This window comes from bacterium, assembly GCA_014360495.1.
In the GTDB taxonomy this organism is placed as follows: Bacteria; Armatimonadota; JACIXR01; order JACIXR01; family JACIXR01; genus JACIXR01.
This window is the reverse complement of record JACIXR010000003.1, coordinates 127,235-147,658: the sequence shown is the minus strand read 5'-3', so window position 1 is coordinate 147,658 and position 20,424 is coordinate 127,235. Positions and strand designations below refer to the sequence as shown.

16 protein-coding genes are annotated in these 20,424 nt (G+C 45.6%); all 16 read right to left on the bottom strand.

Going from position 1 to position 20,424, the window contains the following annotated elements; translation table 11 throughout:
• Window positions 1-15: 15 nt before the first annotated feature.
• From H5T88_03410 to H5T88_03335, 16 genes are read right to left on the bottom strand one after another with little or no spacing between them, the layout of a single operon-like run.
• Window positions 16-726 (bottom strand): hypothetical protein, encoded by a 711-nt coding sequence (locus tag H5T88_03410; protein ID MBC7329387.1) that lies wholly within the window; start codon window positions 724-726, stop codon window positions 16-18.
• Window positions 723-5,762, bottom strand: a complete 5,040-nt coding sequence (locus tag H5T88_03405) for a hypothetical protein (protein ID MBC7329386.1) — start codon at window positions 5,760-5,762, stop codon at window positions 723-725. The genes H5T88_03410 and H5T88_03405 overlap by 4 nt, the downstream gene beginning before the upstream one ends.
• A gap of 17 nt (window positions 5,763-5,779) precedes the next feature.
• Window positions 5,780-6,880, bottom strand: coding sequence for a cell division protein FtsZ (ftsZ, locus tag H5T88_03400; protein ID MBC7329385.1), 1,101 nt, complete (start codon window positions 6,878-6,880; stop codon window positions 5,780-5,782).
• Window positions 6,877-8,091 carry a cell division protein FtsA gene (gene ftsA / locus H5T88_03395; protein MBC7329384.1) on the bottom strand — a complete coding sequence of 405 codons (1,215 nt, stop codon included), beginning with the start codon at window positions 8,089-8,091 and terminating at the stop codon, window positions 6,877-6,879. The genes ftsZ and ftsA overlap by 4 nt, the downstream gene beginning before the upstream one ends.
• A 22-nt stretch (window positions 8,092-8,113) precedes the next feature.
• Complete coding sequence (locus H5T88_03390; GenBank protein ID MBC7329383.1) at window positions 8,114-8,536, bottom strand: small basic family protein; 423 nt, start codon at window positions 8,534-8,536, stop codon at window positions 8,114-8,116.
• Complete coding sequence (locus tag H5T88_03385; protein ID MBC7329382.1) at window positions 8,487-9,203, bottom strand: DUF881 domain-containing protein; 717 nt, start codon at window positions 9,201-9,203, stop codon at window positions 8,487-8,489. Before H5T88_03385 ends, H5T88_03390 begins: the two co-directional genes overlap by 50 nt.
• Window positions 9,200-9,937, bottom strand: coding sequence for an FtsQ-type POTRA domain-containing protein (locus H5T88_03380; protein ID MBC7329381.1), 738 nt, complete (start codon window positions 9,935-9,937; stop codon window positions 9,200-9,202). Before H5T88_03380 ends, H5T88_03385 begins: the two co-directional genes overlap by 4 nt.
• The gene (locus H5T88_03375) at window positions 9,924-10,868 is read right to left on the bottom strand and encodes a D-alanine--D-alanine ligase (GenBank protein ID MBC7329380.1); all 945 of its coding nucleotides are present in this window, start codon (window positions 10,866-10,868) and stop codon (window positions 9,924-9,926) included. The genes H5T88_03380 and H5T88_03375 overlap by 14 nt, the downstream gene beginning before the upstream one ends.
• A gap of 13 nt (window positions 10,869-10,881) precedes the next feature.
• Window positions 10,882-11,772, bottom strand: coding sequence for a UDP-N-acetylmuramate dehydrogenase (gene murB / locus H5T88_03370; GenBank protein MBC7329379.1), 891 nt, complete (start codon window positions 11,770-11,772; stop codon window positions 10,882-10,884).
• A complete protein-coding gene (locus H5T88_03365) occupies window positions 11,760-13,118 on the bottom strand; it encodes a UDP-N-acetylmuramate--L-alanine ligase (protein ID MBC7329378.1) in 1,359 nt (452 codons plus the stop codon). Before H5T88_03365 ends, murB begins: the two co-directional genes overlap by 13 nt.
• A complete protein-coding gene (gene murG, locus H5T88_03360) occupies window positions 13,115-14,197 on the bottom strand; it encodes an undecaprenyldiphospho-muramoylpentapeptide beta-N-acetylglucosaminyltransferase (GenBank protein MBC7329377.1) in 1,083 nt (360 codons plus the stop codon). Before murG ends, H5T88_03365 begins: the two co-directional genes overlap by 4 nt.
• Window positions 14,194-15,288 carry an FtsW/RodA/SpoVE family cell cycle protein gene (locus H5T88_03355; GenBank protein MBC7329376.1) on the bottom strand — a complete coding sequence of 365 codons (1,095 nt, stop codon included), beginning with the start codon at window positions 15,286-15,288 and terminating at the stop codon, window positions 14,194-14,196. The genes murG and H5T88_03355 overlap by 4 nt, the downstream gene beginning before the upstream one ends.
• 1 nt (window position 15,289) lies before the next feature.
• Window positions 15,290-16,639 (bottom strand): UDP-N-acetylmuramoyl-L-alanine--D-glutamate ligase, encoded by a 1,350-nt coding sequence (gene murD, locus H5T88_03350; GenBank protein MBC7329375.1) that lies wholly within the window; start codon window positions 16,637-16,639, stop codon window positions 15,290-15,292.
• Entirely contained in the window at window positions 16,630-17,577 is a 948-nt protein-coding gene (locus H5T88_03345; GenBank protein ID MBC7329374.1) for a phospho-N-acetylmuramoyl-pentapeptide-transferase, read from the bottom strand. The genes murD and H5T88_03345 overlap by 10 nt, the downstream gene beginning before the upstream one ends.
• On the bottom strand, window positions 17,562-18,932 hold the full coding sequence (murF, locus tag H5T88_03340; protein ID MBC7329373.1) for a UDP-N-acetylmuramoyl-tripeptide--D-alanyl-D-alanine ligase: 1,371 nt from the start codon (window positions 18,930-18,932) through the stop codon (window positions 17,562-17,564). Before murF ends, H5T88_03345 begins: the two co-directional genes overlap by 16 nt.
• Window positions 18,913-20,406: a UDP-N-acetylmuramoyl-L-alanyl-D-glutamate--2,6-diaminopimelate ligase gene (locus tag H5T88_03335; protein ID MBC7329372.1), complete on the bottom strand. Its 1,494-nt coding sequence runs from the start codon at window positions 20,404-20,406 to the stop codon at window positions 18,913-18,915. The genes murF and H5T88_03335 overlap by 20 nt, the downstream gene beginning before the upstream one ends.
• Window positions 20,407-20,424: the final 18 nt, after the last annotated feature.

The window sequence follows — 20,424 nt, the reverse complement described above, 5'->3', positions numbered from 1 at the left end:
ATGCATACCGTTTGGCTAAAGTTTCTCTATTTCTAAAATTATCGTGCTTTTTTCGTCTACATTCACTTTTTGTTTTTGAGGATTGTAATAGTAGCCCTTAGACTGAATTAACGTGTTAAATTTTCCCTGGAGAATTCTTACATCGGAGGCGAGGACGAGGAATGTTCCGTTTCCTTTGATTGTCGTTTTCATATTAGATTGAGGAGACGACATAGAATAGCTCATCTCGGGAATAGTCATTGATACCCTCACACATTTTTGACCTTTATAAGTGGACTCGCCGAGATGTCTTAGGATGATATGGGATTTTGGGTTATTCGGGTCCGGAAGCTTTAGTGTGCTACCCTTGGCGAATTTTTTGGGAATGGGCAATGTGGCGGCGAGGAAGGGGACGAAGCTGGGTGGAATGGAGGCAAGCAATGGACTCTGCTGTTGGGTTAAGAAGGAAGCTTTGCCATTTTTGTCTATCTTTATCGTGAAGGACGTGGGCTGTTGAGGTGGTTGCTTATGGGAAGGAGAGGACGGGAATTTGGGTGTTATCTCAATAACAATTGATTTATCCGCTCCCACTGCCTTTATCTTCTGAACCAATGTCAGCTCCATATTAGTCGCATTTCCCTTTTGGGGGACGATGGAGATTTTCACTTTGTAAGTGAACTGTTCACCCACTTTAGGGAGGGCAAGGACAAGCGAGACGATGGATAAAACAGAGAGAATCTTTTTCATCTCAATTTCTCCTCTTTTTCTATTATTATGTCATATCTCTTTGACACTTGCAAAGGGGAAACTTCAACATCGTCTACCAGAACGACTTGGGGACTCCCGATTGCCCAAAGGCGGAAGAAGGGATTGATTTCGGGAGGGAAATAGCCGGTTGGGACCTCTACCTCGTATCTATGCCATTCACCATCGTTTATGAGAGGAACAACGATTTGTTCAAAATCATATTTCTCATTCCAATAAAAGTTCGTCCTTAAAAGTCCTTTTCCTTCCAATACCTTGGCGTAGAATGCAACTTTATATTTTGCATTGGGAGTAACTTTGAGGGAATCGTTCATAATGAGAGAGAAGCCCTGTCCAGTGGGAAGAGGAAGTAAGGCACATCCTTTCCCGCTGTGTGCCTCCTTAGTGTAATATTGGGCGTTATCAAAATGCCACCATTCCCCTTCGTTTTCAAACGAGGGATTTAAAAAGCTCTCTCCTGGAAGCACGAAAGAGGAAAGCTTGGAATATCTCTTGCCACCTCGGGAATAGTAAATTAGGAAATCTCTCGCCTTACCTGCCTCGCTTTTCCCGTTTAGAAGGAAGCGAAGCTCTCCACTTGCCTTATCAAATAGGCAAGGTCTTTCCCCTATCACTTCCATCCTTTCGTTCAACTCAAGAACTTTTAAGGAGCTTTCCACGATATCCTCATTTAGGGGAAGATTCACAGTCGCAACTTCGTTGACGAGCGCTTCTTTTGGGATAACTGTGAGCTTAAGGCGATTTGTGCGATAGGTGTCAAGCCAGGGAGGGGAGTAGGAATAGGTTGATTGCTCCTTTCCCAATGTTCCCTCTTTGGGAATCACGACCAGAGGTGGATTTTTGAGATTTTCGTACTCCTCCTCCGCCACGATTTGATATCCGGGATGAAGCTTTATTAATAGGTCAACGAAACAGCTTTTGCTCTCCTTATTAATGAATTCAACCCAAGCATAGCTGCGTGGTCCCGCTTTCCCTCTCTGGGGAGGGAAGAAGCCATAACGAACATCGCTGACATTTGCTTTCTCTTTCAATATAAGAGAGATGCTCTCGGGGAATTTAGCCGGTTGCATTAAGGTGATGAATGGAGGGACATAGCTTCCCTGCCTCCAACCGAAATGAGGGGATGGTTCGTTGGAGTCAATCCCGATGAAATTTGGGTAAATTTTTGAAAGGGAATGGCGGTTTAATCTGAGGGAGAAGGGAAGAATCTCGGCATATTTCCTCTTCGGCTCTACTTCTGAGCGGACTCGGAAGAAATCCTTGAAAGCGTAGACCTCCACATACTGCCTCGCCATAATGGAATCGTCCTCGTAGGTTATGAGAAGGGAAATCGAGAGGGGCGAGGAATCCAAGATTTGGATTTTCCCTCTTCCTTCAGCTTGATGTTTAAGATTATCCTTAATGAATTTATCCGAAGTGATGGCGGGATTGAGAGGGTCGAATTTACCGAACTCCCCATAGGAGGCGCCGAATATCCCGCCCGCGTAATCCTTGTTCGTTAGCTTGGATATGAAGGAAGTCAAAGAACCTCCTTTATTCTCATCAAAGGCGAGGGAGAAATAGGAGTTTTCTATTCTTACAATGCTTCCTTCTCTTTTTAGAGAGAGGTCTGTGGAGGGAGAGGGTTCTGACTTTGTGATGTAATAGATTGAAAAGCCTTGGGGAGGAGCAATGGATGAGAAATAGAGCTTGCCATTCCTATAATAATGGGGAACTAAAAAGCCCTTTTCGTTCTTTATGCTTGCCTTTCCTTCTTTCCACGGTATAGCCACTATTTCGTTATCAAGAGGGGTAGGGCGAGGGTTGAAAATAAGGATTGGTTGAATCGCTCCCTTCACTGAAGGTAATGAGGTGGGATAGAGGGCAAAATAGATTGTTTCCTTTTTCTCCAACCTCTTATGTCCAGCAAGGTAGCTAATGGTTAATTCCTGAGGAAGGAGGGTGAGTGATTGGGATTGTGAGGAAGGGGAGGGTAGGGGGACTTCTCGTTCTTTGCCCGCCTTCAATTCCCCACCCTTTATCTTCTTGCCAGCTATCTCAATAGAGATGTCCTGCGCAGTTGCGGTTTGGATATAGGGATTAGTCTCGTTTTTGATTGTTAATATCGGTTTCTTAAAATCTATCACTTTGTTAACTATTACTATATTGGGTGTATCCATAACGATGAGTGGTCTAATGAAAACAGATTTTCCCCAATTCCCCTCAAACTCAATGACCACTGTCTTCCTTCCCCAATCTATATCCTTTCTTGATTTAAAGGGGAAGCCGACCGTTTTCCTTTCCTTGGGTTTTAAGGAGACATTTATTTCCTCGCTAACGAGACTGGGAAAACGGGCTCTTAAACGGACTATTGCTTTTTGAGGAACAGCTGTAAGGTTCTGAATCTCGAGAGGGATGGTTGTTTCATCGCCCTGAACGATGGCGAAGGAGGTATTGAGGAGTTTGAGGGGTGAGAAGACGAAGGCGTAGGAAGAGAAGTAGGATATTTTGTCATTGAGTTTCAAAAAACCTTTCTCCTTCTCAACCTTCACCTGTTGGAAGATATTGCCATCCTTATTCAGCGCGATTGCCTCAGCAATCGGCAAATGCTTGGCTGGAAGTCGGATGCTAACGGAGGGTTGCTTCGTGATATCAAAGTTGTAGGCAAGCACGAAAGCGGTGTTTCCATCCCAGTATACATTCCCGATTACATTTTCGCCACATACATATTCGGGTGGTTCAAGACCAGACCATTTGAGGAGAGCTCTCCAATACCTTTTATCCGAAATATCGCTTAACGAGCCATTGATATAGTAAACCTCGCTTTGATAGTAGGGAATCACGATATCACGAGGTGCGTTTGAAAGCTTGTAGTGGGAAATGATGTTACCTTTTGTGATGGTGAGTAAGGGGAACTTTGCGAGAGGAATGGGGAAAGAAAGGGGAAGAAAGTCCTTTTGGAAAACGATGCTATCCTTAGGGATTGAGTAGATGTTCTTTCTGTCCTCGGCGGGGAAATTCGGCGTTGATAATTGCAGCCAATCCAATGCTATATTGCAGACTCTATTCTCGGAGGGAAATCTTTGAGGGTCAAGCTGGGAGGGTATGTTTGCTTTCTTGAAGTCAAAAACGAGCTCGCCAATGTAGTCGTCCACAAGCCGAGAGGGGATTTTCAGCTCGTAGATATGCCAATCGGGAGCTATTTGAATTTTCCCCACTTCTTTACCGTTGAGCCAGACGGTGATTTCATTATCCCAGAGGGCGGTAGCACGAAAGCGAAGGACGAGGTCTCTTGATGGTGAGAGGGGAAGGAGAAAGACGGTCCTCGTTCCGGAACTTGGTATCCATCTAACGGTCAATCTCCTCTCCGATTTCCCAAATGCCTCTGGCGGTAGCGCCCCCCAATCTTCCTGGAAAGATGTTCCTTTGAGGATGAACTTTTCATCACCTTTCTCCCCTACATCAATGAAGACATTTAAATCCTTTCCCTTGGCTAATTTTCTCGGCTCCTTTTTTTCGATTAACCCAAAAATCCTCCCTATCTGAGGGGTGCCGGAAATAATGAGTTTTCTATTTCCCGATTGTAGCCAGCGAAGGAGGATGGTGAGTATTTCCTCATTATTCTGATTATAACCGAAGCCTACACCGCAAGATGGAGCGATTACAATTTTGAATCGGGAGAGGGTCTTTTCGTCGAGGAGGTCATCGGGAATGAGGTCGAAGGGTACATTGAGTTGGCGGAGGGTTTGAATCGTTTGATAGAGCTCCTGTATATCTCCCTCTCCTGAGAGGAGGGGCCATTCGTTTAAGATAAGGGCTACCTTCGCGTTTTTGCCGAAATTCTTTAGAGATGGGAATATCTCCCACATAAGTGTTGCCCAGAAGAGGTTTTTCTCGCAGAATTTCTTCCCATACTCAAAGCAAGGCTCAAGGTTTGAACCTTCCCACCACTCGTTCCAGGAGAGGTGGAGAAGTGCCTCGGAATAGCGCAAAAGGGCGCTACACCAAAACCTATCAAAGTGAAGGGGTTCGGGAGGATAACAGGTGCCGGGAATCCTTATCTCCCAATCAGTGTAAAAATTTTTGAAATGGTCGAAAAAGACCGTATTATATTTTTTGGCAACGATTGATTGAATGAAGCGTTGGACATCCTGCTCCTGTGGTTGACCGAAGATGCCGCCGTAGGAATGGGGACCGCCCAAGGTCTTGGCAAAGAGGGAGTAGCTGAAGCCCATAAATGGCTCATAACCCACATCAAAAGAGACCCTCATCCCTGGGAGATTGAATTCCTCCTGAACGAGTTTATCAAGCTTTTCCCATTCCCTTTTCCATATCTCATATTGATACTTTATGGAAAAAGCCCTTTGATGACCTGTTGTATTGAAATTCATATTAATTTCCTCAAACGAAGGGAAATTGGTGCCCCATTTCTTATTCAAGTCCTCTATTGAGGGGTAAATTGAGCGGAGGTAAGAGCGAAAGCCCTCGTTATCAATCGTGGTTTGGGGGAAGCCGTTGCGGGAATAAATCAATTTAAAGGGAAACCCATTGAGCCTGGCAAGGACGGGAGAGGAGGAGAAAAGCTGCAGCCATAGATAGGTATCTCGTTTTTGAGAGATATTGTTTGAGAAATACTTCGTATCAAAGTTCCAGCCGTCTTGGTAATAGGACATCCAGATGTCGTAGCCCTCTTTTTGGAGGTCCTCCGCTGCCTTAAAGAGGATTTTTTCCCTCATAACGCCGCCCTCACCAAGCCAATCGGGGCTCCAATAATCTATGAAGTGATGGGTTATTCCCCATTCGCAGGCTTGTCTAAGGGAGCGTTTGTTGTCCTTATATGTGCGGGAATCGTAATATCCGCTTAGGGGAGTATTGTAAACTCCGCCAAGCCAATTCCCCAATTTTTTATCATAATCCCAGGTATACCAATAGAAATAAGTATCGCAAATCCAGGGACGTTCAAGGGGAAAGGCGGGAATAATAAAAAAGAGGAGCGCGAGCAAAACCGCGCTCCCCTTTTCTTTCTTTTTGGTGGACATTCATCCCACCTCCTTAATTAAAATCTCTTTCGTAGGAAAGTGGGGATGTCCAGCTCTTCCTCAATAGGAATAGGAATTTCTACTTTTTCCTCCTCCAGTTTTTCCTCTTCTTTTTCCTCTTTCTCTAACTTAAAAGAGGGGATTTCCTGCTTTATTGGTTGGAAGCCCGTGGCAATTACGGTGATTTGTATCTTGCCCTCCAAATCATCCTTTATAACCACTCCATATTTCACATCGCTTTCACCTGCATCAGTGGACTGGGTGAGGAACTCAAGCGCTCTGTGGACATCGTTTTTGAGGGAGAGGTCTTTTCCTCCCGTGATGTTTACGAGCAATTTCTTGGCACCAGTCATTGAGGACTCTAAAAGGGGGCTATTAATAGCCGCTTTCGCTGCTTCCACGGCTCTATCCGGTCCTTCGGCAACACCCATACCCATAAGTGCTGTTCCTGCCCCAGCCATAACCGATTTGACATCGGCGAAATCTACATTTATCAGGCCGGGAACGACGATGATATCCGATATCCCTTGCACCGCTTGACGAAGGATATCATCAGCCAATTTGAACGCCTCTAAAAGGGGAAGGTCATTTTCAACAACATCCAGCAAGCGGTCGTTAGGAATAACGATAAGCGCATCTACCTTTTCTCGTAGTGCTTGGATTCCTTCCTCCGCTATTTTCGCTCGCATTGCCCTCTCCACGCTGAAGGGACGGCTAACAACGGCAACACATAGGGCACCTATCTCCTTTGAGCGGGCTATCTCCGCGATTACGGGAGAAGCTCCTGTGCCCGTTCCCCCTCCCATTCCCGCTGTTATGAAGACCATATCGGCGCCTTCCATAGCCTTTCGTAACTCCTCTTTGTCCTCCTCAGCTGCTGCTTTCCCTATATCGGGATTGCCTCCCGCCCCCAACCCGCCTGTTAGCCTCGCCCCGATTTGTATCTTGCGAGGCGCCTTGGAGAGAGCCAACACCTGCTTATCGGTGTTGACCGCCACGAATTCTACTCCTTCTACTTTCGCCTCGATCATTCGGTTCACCGCGTTGCAGCCGGCTCCACCGACGCCGAGGACAATGATTTTCGCACCTATAATATCTTCTTTGTTAAGCAATTTCAATGCCCCCTTTCAAAAAGATGACTAAAGAAATTATATATGTGATGAAAAAATCTCGCAAGTAGATTTTTCCTTCCCATAGGTTTTTGGTAGAGAAATTGATACCTATAGGAGTAGAGAACCAAACCCACTACTGTTGAATGAAGAGGGGAAAATGGCATTTCTGGTGGGTTTTTAACCCCTTTTGGTAAGCCAACGCGAGCCGGCATATGCAGGGTCTTTTCTGCGAGCAATTCTATGCCGGGAAGGAGGGAGCTACCGCCCGTGAGAACTACTCCCCCGGGCAATAAATCCCCCACTTTGGCTTTCCTTATCTCCTCGGCGGCTAATTGAAACAATTCGGTCAAGCGGGCTTCTATTATCTCTGCGAGAATACGACGAGGATAATAGCGGACCTCGTCCCTTGCCAAAGTCTTAACCTCTATTGCCTCATCTGGATTAACCTCTGAGGCAATAGCGTAACCTTTTTCCTTTTTCAGCCTCTCCGCTTCCTCGTAGGTTGTGCGTAAGCCAACCATTATATCTGAGGTGAGGTGGTTTCCTCCTACGGGAAGGGAGGTGGAGAAATAGATGCTTCCATTTAGGAAAATGGCAAGGTCTGTAGTGCCTCCACCTATATCCAAGAGGGCAACGCCCACCTCTTTTTCTCCTTCATCCAGCACTGCCTCTCCCGCAGCGATGGGTTGAAGAAGCAAATCCTCCACTTTAACTCCCGCCAGCTCCACGCTCTTGATTAAGTTTTGGAGAAACGAGCTGCTCCCAGTCACTATGTGAGCATCAACCTCCAGATGTTGAGCAAACATTCCATAAGGATATTTAATTCCCTCCTCTCCGTCTATAATAAACTGGCGAGGAGTAATGTGGATTATCTCTCTATCCTTCGTTAGGGGTAAGCTTTCCCTTGCGTTTTGAAGAGCTCTCGCTACATCCTCCTGGGTAATCTCTCCCAGGTAACTGGTAATCGTGGCTGAGCCCCGCAAATTATAAGAGGAAATATGTCTGCCCGTTACTCCCACAACAGCAGATGTTATTTCTCTACCCGCCATAGTTTGCGCTTTCAAGATGGAAGCCTTTATATCGGCGCTCGTCTTCTGGATATCAACAACTATTCCCTTTCGCAATCCCTGGGAAGGATGGATACCCAGTCCAATCGCCTGTAGCTCGTTTCCACTATCCACTCTCGCGACCAAAGTGCATATCTTCGTCGTCCCCACATCCAGTCCGACGATAATCTCCCTATCTCGTTCTCTCAGATTTATCCCTCCTTGAAGATAATTCCTGAAGCAGGAGTCTCCTTATGAGGGAGAGATTTTGGAAGATTCTCACGCCGAATGCTACGACGGCTGCAAGGTAAAGGGGAGCTCCCAAAAGGTCGCCAATCCAGGCGAGAAGGGCGGCTGCGATGGAGTTTACGAAGAAGCCGGAGAGAAAGATAGAATTATCAAATTTTCTCTCTAAACCAGCTCTTATTCCACCAATTAATGAATCCATGGCGGCGAGAATGGCAACTGAGAGGTAAGTTGCAAAGTGGAGGGGGACCGCTATATGGGCAAAATAAACAACGAGGAAGCTTATGAGAAATCCTAAAAGAGGGATAACAAAAATCACTTCAACTCCCTCCAATCGGTTGGGCAAAGCGGAGTCCGGTCGTCCCCGCATAGGGTGGTAAAACAATTTGGTCAGCCTTTTTCACGCTCACTTGAAACCCAATCCTCTTGAAATAGTCCAATATACCACCGGGCAAATTCAGCCCACTGTAAAGGACATCAGGGTCGCCAATAGCCTCAATTTTATAGGGAGCGGCTATTGGGACTTGGTTCACCTGTATGACATTTCCCACACAGCGAATGAAGGAATAGAAGGAGAGTCTTTGCCCATTTATCGCTATGGCTTCCGCACCTGCAGATTTCAGCTCGTTTACCAGCTGTAATAAGTCATAATCGTGAACGATGTAATAGCTTTGCAATTCCGGCGAAGGGACACGCACATTACTGTCATTAACTGTAATCACCACACCAGGACCCATTACCTCGGTCAATCCTGCTTGAACTTTGAGGGTCTGTAATTGTTCGTGAAGGGTTTGAATCGCGCCCTTCCCGCTGGCCAACTTCGCCTCGTAATCTGTTATCCTGTTCCTCAGCACTTTTATCTCTTCCTGCAGTTTTTTGTTAGTGTCCTGTAAATCCTTGAGTATCACGGCAAGCTGGCGGGGATTTGTTGTAGGCAATATTGGAGTATAGGTTAGCTGGGTCCTTAACCCAAGTGCCAGTAGAACTCCCAGCACTAAGGAAACGATTGTGAGGGAAATAGTGAGCTCTTTTTTCACTTATTCGCCTCCCTTTTCATTATAACAGGTGCTTGAGGACAAGACAAGTCAATATATAAAAGCCTCTTCTCTATATTGGGAATCCTTCCCCAGAAAGTCTTGAGAAGAAAGAGCTTTTTATACAACTCTTTGGGTTTACCCAATATTATTTTTAGCCCATTTTTGGTCATAATTTGGATATCTCCGTCCTTAGATAAATAAATCCTCTCCACGTTTATAGGTGTCCCTTCCAGTTCCTTTAGGATTTCTTTGACTTCGCTTATTACTTTAGAGGGAAGCTTATTATGTTTCTCCATTTTTATGCCTGAAACATAGAGGCTTGGAAGTCTGTAGCCGGAAGGAGATTTTTCCAAAAGATATCCCTCATCATCCACGAGTAGTGGGTATTGTTCATTGTGATAGACGAGAAGGAAGGGCGTTCTTTCCTCAATCCTTAATAGAAGCGTGTGGGGTGGAATCTTATAAGCTTCAATTTTCTTAACCCAACCAATTTTTGACAGAGAGGAGGAAAGTTCCTTCGTGGTTAGTCTATTGAGGGATTTGCCAAGAAGATGAGAGAGTAGGGCAAGAACTTCTTCTTTGGAAAAGTGATAATTGCCCATAAGAGATATCCGCTCAAGTGGGAGGAAAAAGGAAGGCAGCAATATCCAAAGAAGAAGGATGATTAAAATAAAGACGAGGGCAGTTAAATAGATATTTTTTCTCCTGCTTGCGTAGCTTCTACTCTTCATCATACCCCCTTGCCCGAAGAGCATTTTGGATAATGATGTCTATCAGTTGGGGGAAGGAGATGCCGGCTGCTTTTGCGGAAAGGGGCAGCAAGCTTAAAGGAGTTAAACCCGGAATAGTATTGACTTCCAAAACGAAGGGCTCGTTCTCTTCGCTTAGTCTCAAATCAACTCTTGCGAAATTCCTGCACCCTAAAGCTTTATAGGCAAAAACAGCAATCTGCTTTATTCTCTCCTCCAAAGTTTTCTCCAATGGAGCGGGAACAATCTCCTCCGTTGCTCCCTCCGTATATTTGTGATAATAATCGTAGAATTGTCCCTTGGGGACGATTTCAACAATAGGCAAAGCGGAAGGGATGCCATCTCTATCCAGTATAGGAACGGAGAGCTCCCTACCTTTTATATATTTCTCAGCAATTGCTATGGGGTCATATAGGAAAGCTTTTTTAAGCGCTGAAGGAAGCTCTTCCTCTTTTTGAACGATTGTAACCCCAATTGAAGAACCCTCTCTCTGAGGTTTTATAACTAATGGAAACTCCAAGGGAGGAAGTGGTTTATCCTTTTCCACAATCTTCCAGGGTGGAGTGGGGATTTTATGGAATGTGAAAATTTGTTTTGATTTCAGTTTATCCATTGCCAAGGCGGAGGAAAGGACATCTGAGCCGGTATAGGGGATTCTCAATGTCTCCAAAAAGCCCTGGATGGTGCCATCCTCGCCGTATTTTCCGTGCAGAGCGATGAAAACAACATCCGCACTCTTCAATTTTTTGATAAACGATGCAAAACCTTTACCCTCAAATAGCTCTTTAGGGTCGAGATGAAAGGGGATGTATTTATCCCTCGGGCAGTGCTTTATAACCATCTCCCCGCTCAGCAGGGAGATTTCTCTTTCTGAGGAGATTCCACCTGCTAAAACAGCGACCTTTATCTTGCTCAAGCTTCTCCCTCCTTCAAGGGAATTCTCCCCAAAGTTCTATCTCGAGTTGAAGTTCAATGCCGAGTTTTTCTTTCACCAACTCTTTACATCTCTGGATGAGGAGATAGACATCCTTAGCTGTTGCATTTCCAGCATTGATTATGAAGTTGGCATGTTTGTGGGAGACATAGGCGCCTCCTTCTCGCATCCCTTTTGCTCCTACCTTATCCAAAAGCTCTCCAGCGGTTGCTCCTGCTGGATTTCTGAAGACGCATCCAGCGCTATGACCTCTAATCGGTTGGGTAAGTCTCCTCTTTTGGAGGATTTCCTCTATATTTCTTGCGATTTCGGATGATGAACGAGGGCAAAGATTGAAATGAGCCTCTAATATAATCGCATCTTTAAGGGAGCTATATCGGTAAGAGAACTTTATATCTTCTTTGTTCAGCCAAACAACCTCTCCTTCCTTATAGACTCTAACCGCTTTCAGAGCATTGCTGATTGTGAAGAAGGGAACACCAGCGTTCATCTTGATTGCTCCACCGACGCTTCCCGGTATGCCAGCCAGCTTCTCCAGCCCTGATAGACCAAGTTTACAAAGGGTTTTTAAAAGCTTGGGCAGTGGCGTTCCCGCCAAGATGTGTCCATTGGTTGGGTCAATTCCCACAAGATGGTTGCCAATCTTGATAACCACTCCCTTTAATCCTTTATCCGAGACCAGGACATTCGTCCCATTTCCCAAAAGATAATAAGGGATTTTTTCCTTCTCAAGGATTTTAACCAAGTTTAGGAGGTCTTCCTCATCTGAGGGAAGAAAGAGTGCTTCAGCCTTCCCGCCTATGCGGAAGGAAGTATGGCGAGACATAGGCTCGTCAAAGAGAAGGGTTCCCCTAACGCTTTTCTCCAAAGTTCTTAGTTTTGACATCCTTGGAGTCTATTTAGGAACTCAAATGCTGCACGATTTATGTTTCCTGCCCCCAATGTGAGGACGATGTCACCAGGGGAGGCTACCTGTAAAAGATAATCAGGAAGGTCGGCTATGTTTTCCACATATATAGCCTTTTTCCCCATCTCTCCTAATGAAGAGAGGATTAATCGGCTTGAGACATTCTCTATCGGTCTTTCTCCCGCGGGGTAAATGCTCGTTAGAATAAGCACATCCGCTTCTAAAAGGGAAGCGGCGAGTTCTTTATAAAGCAATTTCGTTCTCGTGTATCTATGGGGTTGAAAAGCACAGACCACCCTCCTATTCGGAAACGCTTCCTTCAAAGTCTTAAGTGTGAAAGCTATCTCCGTAGGATGGTGCCCGTAGTCATCGTAAATGAGGATATCGTTAATGTAGCCAATCTTTTCCAATCTCCTATGAACCCCTTTAAGGCTTTCAAGCGAGCTTTTAATCCCCTGCGTGTTAATCCCGAGGATTAATCCAACGGCGGTTGCAGCAAGGGAATTGTAGACATTCTGTCTGCCAAGAAGCTGGAGATTGAGCTCAAATATCTCCTCACCTCTCTTGTAGACTTGGAACGATGTTCCCTCTTCGCTTACCTTTATCTCGCTCGCCCATATATCAGCTTCTGGTGATAGACCGTAGTAGATTGTTTGGCGATGGAAATTTATTTTCCTTATATTGGGGTCGTCGTAGCAGGCAACGACGTAGCCGTTCTCTTTGATTTTTGAAGCGAAATCGGAGAATGCGGACAAAAGATTTTCCATAGAGCCATAGTAATCTAAGTGGTCGGAATCTATATTCGTGATCACCCCTATCCAAGGAGATAGGAAGAGAAAGGAGCCATCGCTTTCGTCCGCTTCAGCAACGAAGAATTCTCCCCTACCGAGCTTGGCATTTCCTCCTATATCGTCAACCTCGCCGCCAACAACTATCGTTGGTTCAAGGTTGTTCCGCTCAAGCATAAGAGAGATAAGGGATGATGTGGTTGTCTTTCCATGTGTTCCCACAACAACAATCCCCTTCTTACCATTTATGAGCTGGGCGAGAAGCTCTCCCCTTTTAATGGCGGGTATTCCTTGCCTTTCAGCTTCTAACAACTCAACATTTGAGGGGGATATAGCGGAGGAGTAGACTACGAGCTCGGCACCGATGACATTTTCGGGAGAATGTCCTATATAAATCTTCGCACCTTGACTGCGGAGGCGCCTAATAGCTTCGTTTTCCGAGATATCGGAGCCAGAAACCTCATCGCCCCTAGCTAAACATATGGTCGCCAGGGCGCTCATTCCCGCTCCGCCTATACCTATAAAGTGAATTCTCATCTCTCAATCACCTCTCTTATTTCTTTTACCGCATCTTCAACTGCTCTCGGTTTCGCTAACGATGAAGCAGAAGCGGACATCTGCGCTAATCTTTCAGGTGAATCTGCAAGGTATGTAATATTCTCGTAAAGGAGAAAGGGTTCCTTTAAGTTCTCGTCTCTTATCACTACGCTCGCTCCCATCTTCTGGTAGTAAAGTGCATTTAGCAATTGATGTTCAGAGACAGCGTAGGGGTAGGGTATGAGGATAGAGGGAAGAGCGAAGAAGGCGAGCTCGGCTAAGGTGGAAGCTCCCGCCCGACAGACACAGAGGTCGGCGGACGAGTAAAGAAGATGCATTTCCTCCGAGAAGGGAAGGAGGAGATATCCTCCATTCCAATCCTTTGTTTTTTTCCTCAAATCTTGAAAGTGTTTTGAGCCGCATAAGTGGATTATCTGCATTCCATCATTGAGGAGTAAGGGAAGGATGTCTATCAAAGCATTGTTAATAGAAAGAGCACCCCTGCTTCCGCCGCTAACTAAAAGGGTGAACTTATCAGGGTTGAGGCGAAGCTCTTTTCTCGCAGTTTGCTTATCTATTTTCTGCAAAGAAGAGCGGAGGGGCAGACCGATGCACTTGGTTCGGTTTGAAGGGAAAAACCTCTTAGTATCTGGGAAGGAGATTAAAATCTTGGAGGCTAATTGTCCAAAGAGGGAGTTTACCCTTCCAGGGATGATGTTTTGCTCATGGATGATGAAAGGAATTCTCAAAAAGATGGCGGAAAGGAGGGTGGGAACGGTTGGATAGCCTCCCATTCCGATGACTACATCGGGTCTATCCCTCATAAGGGAGAGGAGTGCAGAAAGGAGGCTGATAATAAAGGAAAGCAGGTAATGGATGACTTTCCTCGGGGATGGTCTAAATGGTTTAATAGGGAGGTTTTTCAAGGGGAAGCGGGGAGCAACGAGATATCTTTCCATATCTCCCGCTCCGATAAATGAAACGGATACATCCTCTTCCCTGCTTAAGCGTTCGGCGAGAGCCAAAGCAGGAAAGATATGTCCTCCTGTGCCTCCCGCGGCAATTACAATTTTCTTCATGGGGATTTTTTCTCCTGAGAGGTTATAGCTTCTTTTTGCAGAGCTATGTTGCGAATGATTCCTGTGGCGATGAAAGAACTTATAAGAGATGAGCCGCCGTGAGCGAAGAAGGGCAAGGGAATCCCGATAACGGGGACGAATTTCACTGATACCATTGAGAGATTTAACAAGGCTTGTATGGCAATGATTGAGGTCAATCCTCCTGCGATGAGCGAGGCGAGCGGATTGGGGGAGGAAAAGCTGATGGAGAAGCCGGAAAGGAAAAGCAGGATAAAGGGGCAGAAGAAAAACAAAAGAGAGAAAAACAAGCCGGATTCCTCCGCTGTTACCGCGAATAAGAAATCAGAGTGGGCTTCGGGGAGGTAGCCAAACTTCATCACGCTTCCCAAAAAGCCCTTGCCGAATATTCCACCGGAGCCTATAGCTATAAGAGCTTGCCTTTTCTGATAGCCTTCCGCTAACTCATTTCCACCGTAAGCAGAGCGAAGCCTTTTTATGCGGTATCCTTCCAGGGGAAGAAGCATACCAAGTGCAAGGAGAGCTATTAATGAGGTGATGATGAGGTGTCGTATTTTCACTCCCGCGAGGAATAGCATGACTCCCGCTGTGAGAATAAGGATAACGCAGGCGCCGAAATGGGGTTGTTTTATGAGGATGGCTACGGGGAAGGAAAGGAAGAATAAAGTAAGGATGATGGAGCGCCAGGAATTCCTGCTATTATTTGCCTTCCTTAGAAAAGAGGCAAGAAATAAGACAATAGCGATTTTTGCGAATTCATAAGGTTGAATCGAAATGGAACCTATGTGAATCCATCTTCCGCCATGGAATAAGATAGGAAGTAATAGAAATCCAAGGGAGAAAAAGTATAGAAGCCAGGAAATGCGTGCCCAAAAGCTGTAAGGAATGGAGGAAACAGCGTAGAATAAAATAATCCCTAAAATCAAGTAAAGAAACTGGTTGAAACTTTTAAGGTAAACATAATACCATTCCGCGCTTATGACGAAGACCGTTCCAAAAAATGCCAAGGCTAAAACCCCGATATCCAAGAAAAGTCTCGCTCTACTTTCTATATGCCTCAGCAAATATCCCAATTTAACTTTCCTCCCTCAAAGCGAAGAAGATTTCCTTGAATCTTCTTCCTCTTTCCTCAAAATCTGTAAACATATCAAAGCTTGAACAAGCAGGCGAGAAAAGAACGACATTCCCAGGGGAAGCAAGCTCAGAGGCTTTCCTCACGGCTCCCTCCAAATCCTTTTCTCTATATACATTTGATATGCCCGCAGCCTTGGCTATGTTCTCCAGACGAGAGCTTGCTTCACCGATTAAAATCACCGCCTTAATTTTTGAATTGTTTTCCCTAAACATACCCTCGTAATCAGCTCCCTCCTTGTATTTCCCTCCAGCGATTAGGATAATGGGAGCAGAAAAAGAGGAAAGCGCCTTTGATGTGGCGTGGGGATTTGTCGCTTTGGAGTCGTTGATGAAAAGCGCCCCTTTATGATATCCGATTCTCTCCATTCTATGCTCGAGAGGAGGAAAGGTTGATAGAGCTTTGGAGATAGACTCAAGGGATACCCCAACGAGGAAGGAAGCGAGGGAGGCGCAAAGCATATTTTGAAGGTTATGCTTGCCTTCTAAAGCGGTTTCAGGAAGAGGAAAAAGGAAATCTTCACCTCTTAACCTCATATGGATTTCTCCCTGAGAGAAATAGACGCCTTCACCCTCAAAGGGGGAGAGGGAGAAGAAGAGGATGTTGGAGGTGACGAGATGGGAAAGACGCAAAAGCGTTTCGTCATCTCTATTTAGGATGGCGAAGTCGTCTCCCGTTTGATTCTCAAAAAGGCGCATCTTCGTGAACGCATATTCTTCTAAAGAGTTATAGCGCTCAAGATGGTCGGCGGCGATATTCAATACCATTCCTATTTTGGGGCGGAACTCCTCTATCCATTCCAATTGATAGCTTGATACCTCCAAAACTACGATATCCTCAGGGGTGGTGGAGGGAGCGATGCTGATGAAAGGTGTGCCGATATTCCCGCATGCGATCGCTCTTTTACCCGCCACTTGAAGAATATGGGCGATAAGGGAAACGGTAGTGCTCTTTCCATCTGTTCCCGTTACGGCAATAATAGGGGATTTACAAAGTTTATACGCTATTTCAATTTCGCTTCTAATTGGGACATTATGGGCTAATGCTCGTGAGATGAAGGGTTCGGTCTTGGGAACTCCTGGGCTTATTATTATCAAATCGGCTTCCTCAGCACCAGTGTAATTCGGGTCCCCGAGATGAAACTTCACGGGCAAATCCTTCAGCTGGGGTGGTATCAGAGGTTCCTTCTTATCAAATATGGTTATCTCATTGTGAGAAGCGAGGGCTTCCGCAGTGGCAACTCCCGTCTTTCCCATTCCTATAACGCTTATCTTTTTTCCTCTTATATCCATCTCGCAACCCCCAAAAAGTAAGCCAAGAGCACGAGGATTATATTCACCAACCAGAACCTTGTCGTTATGAGGGGTTCCTCCCAGCCGCTTAGTTCAAAATGATGGTGAAGAGGCGTCATCTTGAAGACCCTCTTCTTCCTTGTTTTAAAAGAGACGACCTGGATGATAACCGATAGTGCTTCCGCGAGGAAGACAAGCCCCATAAGGATGAAGACCAGCTCCTCTTTGAGGAGGATGGAGGAAAAAGCTAGGGAGCCACCTAAGGCAAGGGAACCAGTGTCTCCCATAATAATTTTGGCGGGATAAGAATTTAGCCAAAGAAACCCAAGGCAAGCGCCGCCCAGGGAAGCCAAGAATATGCTGTTCTCCCTATCAATAAGGGAAAGCGAGGTTAAAGCCATCCCACCCGCTACTATGGCTGAACAACCACCCGCTAATCCATCTAAACCATCCGTTAGATTAACCGCGTTTGAGAACCCGACCAAGAGGAGGATAGCGAATAGGGGATAAAAATATCCCAGCTCAAAATATCTTACTCCACCAGATATGTGAAGCTTTGTGTTAAGCTCTGGAACCGATAGAAGGAGGAGAACGGAGAGGACGAATTGGAGAAGCAGTTTGTGTCTTGCCTTCAAACCGAGCGACTTGCCTCGTCTAACGCTTAGGAAATCGTCAATAAAGCCTATTGAGGCGAAACCAACGAGAGAGGCGGGGAGCTTTAAATCCTTTCCACCCATTAAAAGGTAAGCCAAGCAGGCGGAGAGAACTATCGCTATCCCTCCCATATTGGGAGTTCCCTCTTTCTTAAGATGTCTTTGCGGCGCGTCCCTGCTGACCTTTTGACCTATTCCTTTCTTTTTCAAAAAACTAAGCAGGGCGTAAGTGAAGATAAGGGAGAGGATAAAGGCGATGAGGGTTGATGTTAAGATATGCAACATCTCTTCAATTCCTCCACGATTTGCTCGAGTTGAAGTTTTCGTGAGCCTTTTACCAAGACCGTATCACCTTCCTCAAGGAGCCCCTGGATAAAGGAGACGACTCCCTCTTTTTCCGGGAAATACGCTATGTTTGAGGGAGGAAAACCTTTCTCAATTGCTCCATCTCCAATGAATTTTGCTTTTTCTCCAATCAATATTAGGTGGCTAACGCCGGCTTTTTTGACCCAAGCACCAGCCTCTCTATGGAGCCTCTCGCTTTCCTCTCCAAGCTCCAACATATCCCCCAAAATTGCTATCCTCCGTCCCTTCTTTTCACTTAGGTAATTGAGAGCAGCTCTCAGGGAAAGTGGATTGGAATTGTAAGAATCATTGATAATCAATATATTGCCGGGCAATTTTATCTGCTCCAACCTCATGGGTGGAAGGGGAAGGGTAGGGATTTGTTTCTCAATCTCTTCAAGAGATAGCTCAGCGGGAAGTGAAGCGGCTATAGCTGCCAATAGATTGATAAAATTGTGTTCGCCTTGAAGGTAACTTTTGGCTGTTATATTCCCTTTAGGAGTTTTTATTTTCAGGAGGATATATTCTTCCTTATCTAAGACCTCGCAGGAAACATCGGCCTTCGGGGAAAACCCGAAGGAGAGAACTTGACAGGGAGTTCGTTCTCTTAGGAAGGTAAAGAATTGGTCATCTAAATTCAGGACGGCAGTTCCGTTCGGGGGCAAAGCCTGGATGAGCTCTGCCTTTGCCTGAGCTATTTCCTCCAAGCTGTTAAAAAACTCAAGGTGAGCGGGTCCTATATTTGTGATGACGCCGATTTGTGGTTTGGCTATTTTAGTAAGCCAATCTATTTGCCCTCTTCCCCTCATAGCCATCTCTACGATTAATGCAGAGTGGTCTTTCTTCAAGTGGAAGAGGGTGAGAGGAACACCTATCTCGTTATTGAAATTTTTTTCCGTCTTCAAGACCCTGTGTTTCGCTTGAAGGATATGGGCAAGCATCTCTTTGGTCGTCGTTTTTCCCGTGCTTCCCGTGATGCCAATGCACAAAACGGGAAACTTATCCCTATAGTATCCAGCTAAGAGCCCCAATGCCCTAATTGTATCATCTACTTTAAGGAGAGGGATTGGTGGAGGGGAAGGTGGGATATATTCAACGACAGCTGAAACACAGCCATTTTTATGGGCTTCCCATAGGAAATTATGCCCGTCATGTCTTTCCCCTTTTAGGGCGAAGAAAATCGCATCCTTTGCGGGAACTCTGCTGTCGGTTGAAACAGCTTGGATTTTCAAATCCTCAAACTGGGATGTTTCCGCTCCAATAACTTTTACTATCTCAGATAGCGTGAGCTCCATTTATTCTCTCCCTGATGTATTTTCTTGCTATCTCCCTATCATCAAAGGGAACTACTCTATCGGAGAAGATTTGATATGTCTCGTGTCCTTTCCCCGCTATGAGAAGGCAATCCCCCTCACTTGCCATTCCTACTCCGATTTTTATGGCTTTTTCCCTATCGGCTTCAACGATGATTTTCTCCCGCATTTCTGGTGAGATGCCCGAGAGTATTTCATCAATAATCGCCTTTGGCTCTTCTCCTCGTGGATTATCCGATGTGATTATAACTACATCTGCCAACTCGCTGGCGATTTTCCCCATAATGGGGCGTTTGTTCCTGTCTCTATTTCCGCCACAGCCGAAAACGATGATTTTCCGTCCTTTACATATGGGAGCTACCGAGGATAGAAGTTGCTCAATTCCCTGAGGCGTATGGGCATAATCAACTATAACGGCGAAGTCCTGACCTTCCTTGATGTTTTCAAACCTCCCGGGAAGAGGAGGGGAGGATTCCAGTCCTTTCTTAATTATCTCCAATGAGACATTTTCGCTATAGGCGACGGCGGAGGCGGCGAGGGCATTGGAGAAATTGAAAATCCCTCCGAAAGGAAGGCGAATATCTATTTCGCCTATGGGAGTGAGGAGGTGGAAAAGGAGGAAATCAAAACCTTGCTCTAATAAATAGCCCCTTATCGTTGCCTTGCTTGATGTTCCATAGGTAATTGATGGTGTATGGATTTTTTTGAGGATGAGTTTGCCATAGGGGTCGTCTAAATTTATCACTGAGAGGGTTCGCTTTGGGGTATGGGGTGGATAATCCAAGAAGAAGCTGAGTTTCGTTTGAAAATAGGAATCCATATCCTTATGGTAATCTAAGTGGTCTTGGGAGAGGTTAGTGAAGACCGCTATATCAAATTCGCAACCCCAAGTCCTGTATTGGGAGATTGCGTGGGAGGAAACCTCCATAACAACGAAGGTCTCGTCTTTGGGTAGTTGGGAGAAAAATTTCTGAATATAGGTGGCTTCGGGCGTTGTTTTGTTGTACCAAGGAATTGCTTCATCGTTCAGCCAGGCTCCGAGCGTTCCGAGATAGGCAACATTTTTTCCCATGGTCTTGAAAATATTGTAAATAAAATGGCAAGTCAGACCTTTCCCATTTGTTCCAGTTACGCCTATCAGTTTCAATCTGCGGGAGGGATAATTGTAGAAGCGTGCACTGAGCTCGGCAAGAGCTTTTCGGGAAGAGGGGACGAGGATATAGGGAAGGGGACAAGGGTGGATTTTGCTCTCGTCCTCCACAACGAGCGCCGCAGCACCCCTTTTAATTGCTTCTTCTATAAAAAGGTGTCCATCAAATTTTTCTCCCTTTATGGCGACGAAAACATAGCCGGGCGCTACCTCTCGGGAATCATGGGTGATTCCCTCTATCTTAATGGAGAGGTCGCCCTTAAAGCTTATCGTCTCTATTCCATTTATGAGTTGAGAAAATCTCATTTTTTCCTAAAATTATAT